Source organism: Ruminococcus sporogenes (genome assembly GCF_054655175.1).
Window position 1 is genome coordinate 63,022 of record NZ_BAAHOA010000002.1, and the last position, 14,378, is coordinate 77,399.

The 14,378-nt window shown below is 41.4% G+C and carries 13 protein-coding genes; 5 read left to right on the plus strand and 8 right to left on the minus strand.

The window, feature by feature from the left end; genetic code table 11:
- Position 1: 1 nt before the first annotated feature.
- The 8 genes from mreB to ACYQ0N_RS06650 form a co-directional block, all read right to left on the minus strand.
- Positions 2–1,018, minus strand: coding sequence for a rod shape-determining protein (gene mreB / locus ACYQ0N_RS06615; protein ID WP_177531271.1), 1,017 nt, complete (start codon positions 1,016–1,018; stop codon positions 2–4).
- 7 nt (positions 1,019–1,025) lie between these two features.
- Positions 1,026–1,700 carry a ComF family protein gene (locus ACYQ0N_RS06620; RefSeq protein ID WP_460162243.1) on the minus strand — a complete coding sequence of 225 codons (675 nt, stop codon included), beginning with the start codon at positions 1,698–1,700 and terminating at the stop codon, positions 1,026–1,028.
- A complete protein-coding gene (gene recD2, locus ACYQ0N_RS06625; protein ID WP_460162244.1) occupies positions 1,693–3,903 on the minus strand; it encodes an SF1B family DNA helicase RecD2 in 2,211 nt (736 codons plus the stop codon). The genes ACYQ0N_RS06620 and recD2 overlap by 8 nt, the downstream gene beginning before the upstream one ends.
- A gap of 67 nt (positions 3,904–3,970) precedes the next feature.
- Positions 3,971–4,321 carry a hypothetical protein gene (locus ACYQ0N_RS06630; protein WP_177531274.1) on the minus strand — a complete coding sequence of 117 codons (351 nt, stop codon included), beginning with the start codon at positions 4,319–4,321 and terminating at the stop codon, positions 3,971–3,973.
- A 98-nt stretch (positions 4,322–4,419) separates the two neighbouring features.
- Positions 4,420–4,824, minus strand: a complete 405-nt coding sequence (yajC, locus tag ACYQ0N_RS06635; RefSeq protein ID WP_460162245.1) for a preprotein translocase subunit YajC — start codon at positions 4,822–4,824, stop codon at positions 4,420–4,422.
- 13 nt (positions 4,825–4,837) lie between these two features.
- A complete protein-coding gene (gltA, locus tag ACYQ0N_RS06640) occupies positions 4,838–6,223 on the minus strand; it encodes an NADPH-dependent glutamate synthase (RefSeq protein ID WP_177531276.1) in 1,386 nt (461 codons plus the stop codon).
- An 18-nt stretch (positions 6,224–6,241) separates the two neighbouring features.
- Positions 6,242–7,069: a sulfide/dihydroorotate dehydrogenase-like FAD/NAD-binding protein gene (locus tag ACYQ0N_RS06645; RefSeq protein ID WP_177531277.1), complete on the minus strand. Its 828-nt coding sequence runs from the start codon at positions 7,067–7,069 to the stop codon at positions 6,242–6,244.
- Between the two features lie 108 nt (positions 7,070–7,177).
- Positions 7,178–8,011, minus strand: a complete 834-nt coding sequence (locus ACYQ0N_RS06650; protein ID WP_177531278.1) for an alpha/beta hydrolase — start codon at positions 8,009–8,011, stop codon at positions 7,178–7,180.
- 155 nt (positions 8,012–8,166) lie between these two features.
- Here ACYQ0N_RS06650 and trmB point away from each other — a divergent pair, with 155 nt between their 5' ends.
- The 5 genes from trmB (at position 8,167) to pyrF (ending at position 14,371) form a co-directional block, all read left to right on the plus strand.
- Complete coding sequence (trmB, locus tag ACYQ0N_RS06655; RefSeq protein WP_460162246.1) at positions 8,167–8,814, plus strand: tRNA (guanosine(46)-N7)-methyltransferase TrmB; 648 nt, start codon at positions 8,167–8,169, stop codon at positions 8,812–8,814.
- 28 nt (positions 8,815–8,842) lie between these two features.
- Complete coding sequence (locus ACYQ0N_RS06660) at positions 8,843–11,425, plus strand: 3-keto-alpha-glucoside-1,2-lyase-like domain-containing protein (RefSeq protein ID WP_460162247.1); 2,583 nt, start codon at positions 8,843–8,845, stop codon at positions 11,423–11,425.
- Between the two features lie 192 nt (positions 11,426–11,617).
- Positions 11,618–12,145, plus strand: a complete 528-nt coding sequence (pyrR, locus tag ACYQ0N_RS06665; protein ID WP_177531281.1) for a bifunctional pyr operon transcriptional regulator/uracil phosphoribosyltransferase PyrR — start codon at positions 11,618–11,620, stop codon at positions 12,143–12,145.
- 12 nt (positions 12,146–12,157) lie between these two features.
- Positions 12,158–13,426, plus strand: coding sequence for a dihydroorotase (locus ACYQ0N_RS06670; protein WP_460162248.1), 1,269 nt, complete (start codon positions 12,158–12,160; stop codon positions 13,424–13,426).
- A gap of 21 nt (positions 13,427–13,447) precedes the next feature.
- A complete protein-coding gene (pyrF, locus tag ACYQ0N_RS06675) occupies positions 13,448–14,371 on the plus strand; it encodes an orotidine-5'-phosphate decarboxylase (RefSeq protein WP_460162249.1) in 924 nt (307 codons plus the stop codon).
- The last annotated feature ends 7 nt before the right edge of the window (positions 14,372–14,378 follow it).

The window sequence follows — 14,378 nt, forward strand, 5'->3', positions numbered from 1 at the left end:
GTTATTTATATTGATAAAGAGCGACGTTTTCAAAGCCGTCAAGAAGACTGTCCAGACGTTTGAAGGCTTGAATAGTTCCCCTTGCCACGCATCCCATAGGATCCTTGGCAATATTGCATTTTACACCGAGAGTTCTGTTAATAAGCTTGTCGATACCTCCTAAATTTGCTCCGCCTCCTGTCAGCAGAATACCGTTTTCATAAATATCGCCTACTAATTCAGGAGGAGTATCCTCAAGCAAATTTCTTATGGCGTCAACTATCTCAAATACCTCGTCTTCAATGGCGTCGAATACTTCAAGCTCACTTATATTTATCATTTCCGGCAGACCTTTAAGCAGATTCCTTCCTCCGATGTTCATTCTGACATCGTCGCTGGGATCATAAAGATTTGTAAGCTCTTTTTTTATCTGTTCGGCTGTTCTGTCGCCTATAAGCAGCTTATGCCTTTTCTGTACATATCTTACAATAGCCTGATCAAGCATTGTTCCGGCGGTTTTTATCGAACGGGAGGTTACTACTCCGTTCATAGAAACGACCGCTACGTCAGTAGTGCCTCCTCCGATGTCTACTACAAGATGACCTCTTGCCTTAGACATATTTACACCGGCGCCCAGCATTGCGGCTATAGGCTCTTGAATAAGATAAACCTTTCTTGAGCCGGCGTTCATGGCTGCTTCAACAACTGCACGGCTTTCAACGTCAGTTATAAAAGACGGAACGCAAATAACTATTCTTGGTTTAACAAGCCTGTGACCGCTGGCCTTATGTACAAACTCTCTTATTAGACATTGAGTCATTTCATCGTCGGAAATAACTCCGCATGAAAGAGGACGTATAACGGAAATATACTCCGGCGCTTTACCCACCATTCTATATGCCTTTTTGCCTATTGCCACTATTTTATTTGTCCTTTTATTAACTGCAATTACGGAAGGTTCGTTTAATACGACTCCTTTTCCGTTTACCGCAATAACGATATTAGCGGTTCCCAAATCTATTCCAATATCCTGTGCCATATTTCTTTCATTCCTTTTTCAGTTTTGTTGTTGTCCCTGCAGCCGCGAAAATAACAGACGCGCCCAATTCCTTTAATAACTCGGCGCATCTGTTAAGCGTGCTTCCGGTAGTTATAACATCGTCGCATAATATTATTTTCATATTGTCAAGCCGTCGGCTGCCACGGCCGTATGCAGACGTATTTTCAATACGGTCCGATAACCCTAAGGTATGCTGAGCCGCTGATTTATTTTTATAAAGACTGTCGGTTATTAAGGGAAGGCTGCAAACGGAAGATATTCTTTCAGCTATGATTTCTGCCTGATTATAGCCGCGCTTTCTGTACGATTCTCGTGACATCGGAACGGGAACCACAGCGTCAGCCCGTATTCCGCTGTCTGAAATTTTTTCACCTAAAAGATTTCCAATATAATATCCGAATTCCTTGTGACCGTCCTTGAGAGATAAAATACCGTCTTTTGCTTTGCCCTCGTAATAATAGCATGTAAAGATACGATCAAATTGAGCGGTTATGCAGCTGCGTTCGTTTTCCGTATCTTGCCGGCATATACCCTCTGTATATGTTTCCAGAACGTTTTCACAGTCTTTGCATATGAATTTATTCCATTCGATATATTTTCTGCATATTGGGCAGCGGTTAGGAAAAAAGATATCCAGAATAAAACGTGAGATATTATTCATTGCTTCTCATTTCCTCTTTCAGCATAGCGGTAAGGCATGTATAACGGTTTGTTCTCTTGTTGTTCAGAACCATTTTGGATACTATTTTCTCGTCTCCTATGATTATGAGTAATCTTTTAGCTCTGGTAACGGCAGTATAAAGGAGATTTCTATAATAAAGCTTGTCAAAACCTCCAAGCAGCGGAATTATAACAGCTTCAAATTCACTTCCCTGACTTTTGTGGGCAGTAACCGCATATGCAAGCTCAAGCTGATCAGCCATATCAAAGGTATAGACGGCTATACGTCCATCGAAATCAACTATTAATTCAAGTCTTGCACGATTTATACTAAGTATTTTTCCTATGTCGCCATTATAAATGCCCGCTCCTTGTTCGCCGTCCTTGCTCCAGACAATATCATAATTATTCTTAGTCTGCATTATTTTGTCTCCTTCTCTGAAGGTATAAATCTGCGATTTAACCTCTTTTTTGGAAGGACCTTTAGGATTAAGCTGTTCCTGTAATGCCTTGTTAAGCTCTACAACGCCAAGTATGCCTTTTCTGGAGGGTGAAATCACCTGAATATCATCAGTCGGAGAATATTTATATGCTTTCGGCAATCTTTTTTTGACAAGATCTATTATAAGATTCAAAGCCAATGAAGGATCTGTGCGTTTAAAAAAGAAAAAATCGTTATTTTTCTGAGAAAGATCCGGAATTTCACCCTTTACAATTTTATGCGCGTTTGTAACTATACAGCTTTTTTCAGCCTGCCGAAAAATTTCTTTTAATTCTATAACCGGCAGACATCTGCTTTCGATAAGTGATTTCAGTAAATTTCCGGCTCCTACTGACGGTAACTGGTCAATGTCGCCTACCATAATAAGCCTGCAATTAAGCTTAAGTGACCTGAGCAGACTTTCGAATAAGATTATGTCTACCATTGACATCTCATCCACAATCACGACGTCTCCTTCAAGAGGATTGCTTTCGTCATGCTTGAATTTGAGCTTTCCGTTCTGATCATATCCTACTTCAAGCATACGGTGTATTGTTCTTGCTTCTCTTCCGGTGAGATCCGACATTCTTTTTGCCGCTCGTCCCGTAGGAGCCGCAAGCAATACTGTTTCTCCTTTTTTCTCATATAATGATATTATAGCGTTGAGAGTAGTTGTTTTTCCTGTTCCGGGACCGCCCGTCATAATCATGATGCCTCTTGAAAGAGCCGTAGCTATAGCCTGACGCTGAAGCTTTTCATATTTTATATTATTCTGTTCTTCTTCCATGTCTATAAGCTGTTTATAGTCGTAATCCTCAGGACTTGAAAAAGCTTTCAAAACAGATATTCTTCCGGCAATATATCTTTCCGCATTATAATAATCTGCAAGGTATACAAAGCCTCTGTCATTTTTCAAATATTCAAAAATAAGCTCGTCGTCTGTCATTTCATTATAAACGTCGTAAAAGTCAGACTGACGGATTTTGAGATACTGACAACAGATTTTTTCGAATTTATCTATCGGAATACATGAATGCCCGGCCTTAGCGTTTTCTTCAAGTATATATGTATATCCCGCCTGAAGCCGTTTATGCGAATCTGAAGGAATGTTCATTTCTTTGGCAGCCTCTTCAGCCTTTTTAAACGGCATGTTAATCGGATATCCGCATAAACAATAAGGATTGCTTTTAACAAGCTCAATTGCCTGCAATCCCCATTGCTGATATGCTTTCATAGCGTACCCCGCTTTAATTCCATATTGAGAAAGAAAAATCATAAGGTGCCTTAAATTAAATATTTTTTGAACCTCGTTGGCAATGTCTTCGCATTTTTTGGGGGATATGCCTTTGATTTCAAGGAGACGCCTGGGATCCTTTTCCATAATTTCAAGAGTCTGTTCGCCGAATACGTCGACAATTTTTTGAGCCAGTGCAGGACCGATACCCTTTATAGCGCCGGAAGACAGATATTTGCATATGTTTACAGATGTGTTGGGAAGCTTGCGTTCACAGTATTCGGCCTTGAATTGTACTCCGAATTTCGGATGCGTAACATAAATTCCTTCGATAATCAGTATTTCTCCGCTTTCAACATCTCCTAATTCACCTACGGCGGTTACAAGCTCTCCGCCTGTATCGATATCAAGAACGGTATATCCGTTGGAATCGTTGCGGAACAAAACATTTTCTACCGTACCCTCTATTTTTAAAGTCTGATCTTCCATTGCAAGTCCTTTCAACAAAATAACACATCATATCTTATATTATACATTTTTTTTGCATGAAATGCAATTATTTTACATTATTTTTTTCAATAGAAAATATTAGATTTTTAAGTTCGTTTGGTTTTGCCACTTCAAGAAAGTTATTTTCAATGCAGTAGTTTCTGCAAATATCAAGCTGTTCTTCCGACATGCCGTTATCTACTATAATCAGCTTGCCTATAAGCTCTTCGTCTGTCCATCTTACTTTATGTATTACGCTGTCAAGACGTCTGCTTATATCGTCATTTTTATCTAAAATAATCAGCGCGGTAAATCCGCAAGAGCAGTCACGGCACGGCAGTTTCATAAAGATATTCACCGCTTCAATAACTGCGATTGTACTTATAATAACGATAACGGTCACAGTAATACCGTCCATAGCTGTCATCTCCTTAAAATAATCTTATTTTATACTATGAACTGAAATTAGCGAATGTTACAAAAAATTTAAGGGACGCTTGAAACGTCCCTTAAAAATTATTCCTGATTATCCTTATCTTTTTTCTTTTTCTTATTTTGTCTTGCTTCTATCATAGCTTTTGTTTTATCCGCTCTTGCTGCCGCGGCTTTTTCGCTGACAGTAATATTTTCCTGAATAGCCCATACTTTTATACGGAGTTTACTTTTATCGCCGCCCGTTTCAATAACAACAGTATCCTCAGTTTTTTTCACGACAATTCCGACAATTCCGCCTATAGTCATGATTTCATCGCCGATCTGAATGCTGTCCCGCATTGCCTTGGCTTCCTTGTCCTTTTTTTTCTGCGGTCTTATAAGCAGAAAATAAAAGAAAAATATAATGATTACAAACGATATCAGCATTGTGAACATGCTGTTTGTAACGTCTGTATTCTGAGACATAACCGTTATAAAATTATTCATTTAAAGTCCTCCGTTATTTCGATTTAATATATTCGTCAATTGATTCAGCGGCAGTTTTTCCGGCGCCCATAGCAAGAATAACTGTGGCGGCCCCTGTTACCGCGTCTCCGCCTGCGTAAACGCCCTCTTTAGTGGTAAGCATATCTTCATTTACAATTAAACAGCCTCTTTTATTTGCGTCAAGTCCGTGAGTAGTAGTTCTGATAAGAGGGTTGGGGGAGGTGCCTATTGACATGATAACCGTATCGACTTCGAGATTATAGTTAGAGCCTTCAATCGGGACAGGACTTCTTCTTCCGCTTTCGTCAGGTTCTCCGAGCTCCATCCTGATACATTCCATAGCGCAGACTCTTCCGTTTTCATCTCCTATAATTTTTACGGGATTATTAAGATTGAGGAATTCAACGCCTTCGTCCTTTGCGTGATGAACCTCTTCCTTTCTTGCCGGCATTTCAGCCTCTGAACGTCTGTACACTATGTAGACATGCTCGGCGCCCATTCTCAAAGCGCTTCTGGCCGCGTCCATGGCAACGTTTCCGCCGCCTACTACGGCTACTGATTTTGACTTTATTACGGGAGTATCATATTCGTCAAGATACCCCTTCATAAGATTGATTCTTGTCAGATATTCGTTTGCAGAGCACACGCCTATAAGCGATTCGCCCTCGATTCCCATAAATCTCGGCAAGCCTGCGCCTGATCCTATAAACACAGCTTCATAGCCCATATCCATAATTTCGTCTACTGAAAGAATCTTGCCTATAACCATATCCTGCATTATTTCAACGCCGAGATCCTTCAGCTTTTTTATTTCCTTCTGGACAATAGACTTTGGAAGTCTGAATTCCGGAATACCGTACATTAAAACGCCGCCCGCGGTATGAAAAGCTTCAAAGATTGTAACCTGATAGCCCATTTTAGCAAGGTCGCCCGCGCATGTTAGACCGGAAGGACCCGCGCCGATTACCGCTACCTTATGTCCGTTAGAAGCCGGCTTCTGCGTATTGCTGACTCCCTTTTCCATTATATAATCCGCAACGAATCTTTCAAGACGTCCTATTGCTACCGGTTCGCCCTTTATTCCTCTTACGCATTTGCCTTCGCATTGATTTTCCTGAGGGCAGACACGTCCGCAAACTGCCGGCAGTGAATTTGTTGAAGTTATTATATCATACGCCGCGTCGAAATCGCCTTCGGCGACCTTAGCGATAAATTCCGGTATTCTAACGCCGACCGGGCATCCTGAAACGCAGGGCTTGTGCTTACAGCTAAGACATCGCTTGGCCTCCTCCATAGCCATAGCTTTGGAATAGCCGAGCGTTACCTCTTCAAAATTTCTTGCCCTGACCTTGGGATCCTGTTCGGGCATAGGAACCTTTTCTAATGCCATATTAGCCATTGTAACATTTCCTCCTGTTTATTTCAAGTTATTTAGCATACGGCAGTTATGTTCCTGCTCTCTGTATGTTGAATTTCTTTTCATAAGTTCGTCAAAATCAACCTCATGTCCGTCAAAATCGGGCCCGTCTACGCAGGCATACTTTATTTTGCCCCCGACTGTAACGCGGCAGCCTCCGCACATACCGGTTCCGTCAATCATAATCGGATTTAATGAAACGATGGTTTTTATATTGTAAGGCTTAGTTACGCTGCATACGAATTTCATCATTGGAACGGGTCCTATTGCTATTACGGCGTCATATTCGTTTCCGGCCTCGATCAGTTCTTTAAGGGCGTCTGTTACAAATCCCTTTTTGCCATAGCTGCCGTCGTCGGTACAGACAATAAGATTATCGCAGGTTTTTTTAAACTCGTCTTCAAGTATAACAATATCCTTGTTTCTGAAGCCCGTAATTACATCGACTTTCAGACCTCTGTCATATAATTCCTTAGCCTGAGGGTATGCAATAGCGCAGCCGACTCCTCCTCCGATAACGCATACTTTTTTTGCGTTTTCATCAACATGGGTAGGGATTCCGAGAGGACCCGCAACATCAAGAAGTACATCTCCCTCGTTTAATGAAGCCAAATGCTCTGTAGTTTTGCCTACTATCTGAAAAATTATGGTTATGGAGCCCATTTCTCTGTCATAGCCGGCTATCGTCAGAGGAACTCTTTCGCCCTTTTCATCTATTCTGAAAATAATAAATTGTCCGGCCATTGCTTTTTTTGCGATAAACGGAGCGTGAATGTCCATCAGAACAACCGATGGATTCAGTACGCGCTTGTGAACAATTTTAAACATACTTTTCTCTCCTAATCAATATTACATTAAAATTTATTATAGCATAAAATCAAATCGTTTGCAATAGAATCGAGAAAACTTAAAAATTACTAACGATATTTTTGATATTTATAAAAATTCTCTTGAAATCCAGCCTGTAGCAAGGCTGAACCATTGTGCGGCTACAGGATTTATATGTCCGTCATAGCCTGCTGTTGAAGCGTCTGAAAGCGCCAGACCATGACCTCCATATGGAAATATATGACATTCAAATGAGACGTTATTTAAGCTTAAAGCCTTAACAAAATCAAAAGTGTTTTCCGGAGGAACGCAGCCGTCGTCCGCACAGTGCCAGATAAATGTTTTAGGGGTATCCGGCGTAACCTGTTTTTCAAGTGAAACCAGTTCGAGCATAGCATTGTCTGGATTTTTGCCTATTATACTTTCTATTGAGCCTTCGTGCCGGAATTGTCCGCTTGTTATAACGGGATAGGATAGTATCAGACCGTTCGGACGGTATATTTCAGTTTTTCCAAAAATGCTTTTTAAATAGCTGCTGTTCCACAGCGTACCCAGACTTGCTGAAAGATGACCGCCGGCGGAAAATCCGCATATAAGTATTTTATCAGGATCAATATCAAATTTCTCAGAGTTGTCCCTTAAGAATTTAACCGCTTCGGCAAGTTCAAGCAGAGCCGCTGGAAACGCGGTGCATATGCTGTATTTTAAAACAAACGCGTTTATGCCGAATGATGAAAACCTCATGGCAACCGCCTGCCCTTCCCGGTCGGAAAGATATTCGTAACCGCCTCCCGGACATATTATAACCGCCGGACGTTTTCTGAGACCGATTTCCTGAGATATAGCCAGAGAATAGTCTTCAAGTACGGCGTGAAGTCCTTCGCCGGATAAACCGGCTTTTTCGTAATCGGGATTTATATTGTAAATCTGATTTGTTTGCATGAATAAAATGTTTCCTTTCTTGAATTTAATGCATTTAATACAATTTTTATTATATCATTTCTAAGAAATCTGTCAATAAATATTTTTAAAAAACAGATGATATTTTCATGAAAATATGTTATAATGATTTTAAAATTATAAATTAGGGGATAAAAATGAGAATAAGATGTAAACCTTGGGCGAAGCCTGAGCTTGAAGCCTGCGGCTTCTGCATAAATGATCCTGAAGCAATTAAGGGGAAATGGAGGAATGAACTCGGAAATTCCAAGCCTGTGTATCTTGAGCTTGGCTGCGGAAAGGGCGGATTTATTTCAAAGGCCGCCTCGTCAGACTGCGGAAAGAATTTCATCGCAGTAGATATAAAGAACGAAATGCTTGTGTTGGCAAAGAGAAAAATAGAGGCGGAATATGAAAAAAACAGCTTGAAATTTGATAACATAAGAATATTCATAAAAAATATAATGCAGATAGACAGCGTTTTCAGCAAAGAGGACGGGATAGAGCGTATTTATATAAACTTCTGCAATCCTTGGCCTAAGTCGAAGCACAAAAAAAGAAGGCTGACTCATTATAGGCAGCTTATAAAATACAAGGAGTTCCTAAACGGAGAAATATGGTTTAAAACTGACGACGACGACTTGTTTGCCGAGTCAGTTGAATATTTTGAACAAGCAGGGTATAAAATAAAATATAAGACCTATGACCTTCACGGCAGCGGATTTAAAGAAAACATAGTAACCGAGCATGAGCAGATGTTTACAGACGAGGGAAAGAAAATAAAATTCCTAATTGCATCTACGTAATACATATCCGGATAAGGAAAGGATTTTTATGAACAGCAGTATTAAAGAGCTTATAATTGACGGCAGCACTGTCGACCGTAATCCGGCCAGCGCGTTCAGGGGTCTCGGAGCGGTTACAGGTAATAATTCGTCCAGACTTCTAATGGACTATAAGGCGAAATCACCCGATTCATATTGGGAGATTATGGAGCTTTTGTTCAGACCGGACTACGGAGCCGGACTGACTCACGTTAAGATTGAACTGGGTGCGGATATAAATTCATCGTCGGGAACCGAACCCTGCGTAAAAAGGGATTTGGAGGAACCTGCGGACGTTACGAGAGGCGCGGGTTTTATGTTTGCTGCTGACGCTAAGAAAATCAATCCTGAAATAACCGTTGATTTTCTGAGATGGGGAGAGCCGGCATGGGTTTCAAAGGCGTTTTCAGACGGAATTGAAAGCGGCTTTGACGCAAGATACAGATGGTATAAGGAAACGATCGACGCCGCTTATGACGAATTCGGGCTGAAAATAGATTATGTCAGCGCTGATTCTAACGAAACCGGAAAAGCGGACGCTCAATGGATTATATATTTTTCGCATAGGCTTAAGGAAGAGAAAAATACAAGATATGATTATAGCGCTATAAAAATAGTAGCTTCGGACGAAGTCGGCACAAGAAATATTGCCGCGCAGATGATGGAAAACAGCAGCCTCAGGGAAGCGGTAGACGTAATAGGACTTCACTATACTACTTATGGAGACGAAAACACTGAAATTTTAAATTCAAAATACGGCAAGGAAATTTGGTACAGCGAAGGAATATCTCCCTGTAATATTTCAAGTCTATCCATAAATTGCGACGGTTCAGGAATATGTGGAATAAATTCTGTTATAGACGTAACAAATAGAATCATAAACAGCTACTGCCACGGATCAATGGTAATGTATGAATATCAGCCGGCGGTATCTTCTTATTATACGGGTTCTAATTATACGCCGAAATATCTTATTTCAGCGGAGCAGCCATGGTCCGGTTTTTTTGAAATAGGATCCGGACTTTGGGGAGCCGCTCATATAACGCGTTTTGTAAAAAAAGGATGGAAATTTATAAAAAGCGGATGCTTCGGAGACGGAAAGGAAAATCATCATATAACGGAGACAACGGAAAATCACATAGCTTTGATGTCCGAAAGCGGAGACTATACATTGATTTTAACTAATGATTCCGATAAGCCAAGGTATTATGATGTCTGCGTCAGGAATATAGAAAAATGGGATGAAGAGCTTCACTGCATTGAAACCAGAGGACCGGAGGCAGGCGGCAGGTTTGATTCGTCATGGTTTAGGGTTATAGATAAAATAATTCCGGCGAATAATAAAACGGGCTGCTTTTACAGACTGGAAGTAAAGCCATTTTCGATTATGACATGCACCACTTTGGGCGTTGAATCTGTAAACGGAACAGAATCGGTTAGAGCAAGGGATAATTGTCCGTCTCATCTGGAGCTGCCCTATTCGGATAGCTTTAATTACAGCAGCGAATTTACAAGGCTTCGCGGAGGAGCTCCTCTTTATACCACGGATCAGGGAGGGGCGTTTGAAATCCGAAAATGCGGAAATGAAAATATACTCGAACAGATAATAACTGAAGACATAATACCGACGGACTGGCGCTTCAGGGGAACTCCGACGCCTGCCACAAATTTAGGAGACGATAGCTGGAGCAATTATACCGTAAGGGTTGAGGCGGAGTTTGACGGATTTGATCCTGAAAACTATGTCGGCGTCGGATTGAGATACAATTCGGCAGTAACCTGCGATTATAGCGCGGAATGCGGATATCAGCTCAGGATATTCCCGGATGGAAAATGGCAGCTGCGATATTTTGATAATGTGGTTGCCGAAGGAAAAGACGGATGCGTAAATCAGTCCGGATGGAATTCAATGAGAATCACAGCTAAGAAAAACAGGATCAAGTGCGTTGTAAACCGTCAGATACTGTGTGAATATATAACCTCTCCTCCAATGATACTGTCGGGACGCGTTTCTCTTTACAGCGCCTATTATAACAACAGATTCAGAAATCTTTCCATAACTCCTGTAATTGGTTATCCGACCTATTCGTTAAGGGAGGATTGCCTGTCAAACGGTGTCGTATATTCCGACGGCTGGAATAAAAACGCTATGGACAGCTTTCGTTTTTATAACCGTACCAGCGCCGCAGCCGAGAAAAAAGGAGCTTATTTTGAATATGAATTCAGCGGAGAAATGGTTGCGCTTATGGGCGAGGCTGAAAATCTCAGACTGAAAATCGAGATCGACGGCAGAATAATGACAGCGGGGCTTTTTGTGGAAAAATGCGGTTCAAAACAAATTTTTTATTATAAAAACGACCTAAATGAAGGACGTCACAAAATGAAGGCTATTGTTTTGGAGGGAAGGCTTTCTCTTGACTGTATTCTGACTGACGAGACACAATCTGTGAACAGAAAGCTCAAAAGCATTTCACATCAGAAAAAGAAAAGCGGCAATAAACTTAAGAAAAGCACTCTTTTAATCGGAGCCGGACTGGCTGCGGCAGGCGCCAGTATTATATTATTGGGGAAAAAGTTCAAAAAAACAAAATAGAAATATTTTTTTGTATTTTACTGGACATTTGCGGTATTGTATGGTATAATATCCAACAGAAAACCTTTAAGTTGATCCTGTGAGGTTGACAAGGTAGCGTTTAAAATACATGCTGTAGCTATATCCGGCTGTATATTTTAAGCTTATCTGTCAGCGGCAGATAAGCTTTTTTTGCGTTTGAGAGGTGGTAGCTTGGAAAGAAAAACTATTATTATGGATGAAAATACCATGAGACGCGCGGTTGCAAGAATAACATATGAAATATTGGAAAGAAATAGGGGAGCGGAAAACCTTTGTATTGTAGGAATTTATTCGAGAGGCGTGGCCTTTGCTGAAAGAATTTCCTCAAAAATTAAGGAGCTTGAGGGTGTAAAGGTACCGTGCGGCGCGCTGGATATTACCCCTTATCGCGACGACAGACAAACTCCGGCAGCGTACGACAGAACCGATATTGACTTTGATATAAGAGATAAGCGAGTTGTAATAGTCGACGACGTTATCTATACCGGAAGAAGTACCAGGGCAGCTATTGACGCTCTTATTAAGAGGGGACGTCCGCAGTCGATTCAACTTGCAGTTCTCATAGACAGAGGTCACCGAGAGCTTCCTATAAGACCGGATTATGTCGGAAAAAATCTTCCGACTTCAAGAGACGAGAAAGTAAAAGTATCTGTGACCGAAATTGACGGGCGGGATAATGTTTCCATATATACCGTCTGACGGAGGTAAGGAATGAAATCAATACTGTTGAAAAACATAAGAGCCGTAGATTCTGATACGGATATTAATTGCGATATACTGATAGACGGCGGGGTTATTAAAAAAATAAGCGGAGAAATAAAAGATTCGGCCGACAGCGAATACGATTGCACTGGACTTGTCGTTATGCCCGGTCTTTTTGATATGCACGTTCATTTCAGGGATCCCGGCTACACTTATAAGGAAGACATTATAACGGGCGCCGCTTCCGCGCTTTACGGCGGCTTTACAGGCGTTGCGTGTATGCCTAATACCAATCCCGTTGCAGATAATGTGGAAACCTTGAACTATATAATTGAAAAGGGCAGACATACAGGAGTAAGAATATATCCCGTGGCCTCCATAACGGAAGGGCTTAAGGGGGAAAAGCTCTGCGATTATCCGATGCTTAAGGCCGCAGGAGCTGTAGCCGTATCTGACGACGGAAGACCTGTTGAAAGTCAGGAAATGCTTCGGGCCGGAATGATTGAGGCTTCAAAATGCGGTTTGCTTACAATTTCTCACTGCGAGGACCTTGATATAATAAAGGACGGCAAGATTAATAAGGGAAAAATATCCGAAGAGCTCGGCATTCCCGGAATGGACAGGCTTTCGGAGGACAGTATTACGGAGCGTGAAATCATAACCTCTAAAAATACAGGCTGTCCGATTCATATCGCTCATGTCAGCACAAAAGGAAGCGTTGATTTAATAAGAAAATATAAGAAAAACGGAGTTAAGGTTACCTGTGAGACCTGTCCGCACTATTTTATGCTGACAGACGAGCTGCTAAGGACAATGGACGCGGATTACAGAATGAACCCGCCGCTCAGAGAAGAGTCGGACAGGCTTGCAATTATCAATGGTATATGCGATGGAACTATCGATTGTATAGTCACCGATCATGCGCCTCATTCTGAAGAGGATAAATCTGATTTTCTTAAGGCTCCTAACGGAGTTGTTGGACTTGAAACATCTTTGGCAGCCGTTCTTACCGGACTATATCATACCGGAATGATTTCATTAAAAAGAATATCCGGTCTTATGTCTGAAAATCCGAGAAGGGTACTGGGACTTTCCGAGCTTAAAATCAGAGAAGGAATGCAGGCGGAATTAACCTTAGTAGACACTGAAAAGAAATGGATCGTGGATCCGTGCAGCTTTAAATCAAAATCTTCAAATTCTGCTTTTAAGAATATGGAGCTTAAAGGAAAAGCAGTCGGCGTTATTTCTGACGGAATAATGCAGTATTTTGAAAAATAATAAAAAAAGGAGTACGGCGTTATGTCATTTGACAGACTTATTAAAAGAATTGTTGATATGAAAAATCCCACGGTAGTAGGACTTGATCCGAAGCTTGATTATGTTCCGGAATATATCAAGCAGGAATTTTTCAGCGAGGACGGTCAGACCATAAAGGCGGCGGCAAAGGCCGTTTTCAGGTTCAATCAGATGATAATAGATGAAATATACGATATTGTGCCTGCGATAAAACCTCAGGCAGCATATTATGAAATGTACGGACATTACGGCATTAAAACACTGGAGAAAACTATACGTTATGCAAAGCTTAAGGGAATGTTTGTTATTACCGACGGAAAGCGAAACGATATAGGAGCCACAATGGAAGCGTATACTAACGCTCATCTGGGCAGCGTTAAGATAGGGGAAACGGAGTGCGAGCCGTTCGGCGCCGACGCTCTTACCGTCAACGGTTATTTGGGAACAGACGGAATAGAACCTCTTCTGAAGGTCTGCGATGAAAAGGATAAGGGTATATACGTGCTTGTAAAGACTTCAAATAAATCAAGCGGAGAGCTTCAGGACAGGCTCATTGACGGTATTCCGGTGTATGCCGCAATGGGAGATATGTGTGAAAAATGGGGAAGCGGCAGAATCGGCGAATACGGCTATTCTTCGGTAGGAGCGGTTGTTGGCGCTACATATCCGGAACAGCTTTCAGAGCTTAGAAAAAGACTTCCGCATACAATGTTTCTTGTGCCGGGGTACGGCGCTCAGGGAGGAGGAGCTCAGGGCATTGCAGGCGCTTTTGATGAAAACGGTCTTGGAGCTATAGTTAATTCTTCAAGAGCCGTTATGTGCGCTTATAAAAAAGAAGAATGTCCGGAGCAGGATTTTGCAAGAGCTGCAAGAAGAGAAGCTGAAAGAATGAGAAACGATATAACTTCTTATATTAATTTAAAATAGAAATTTT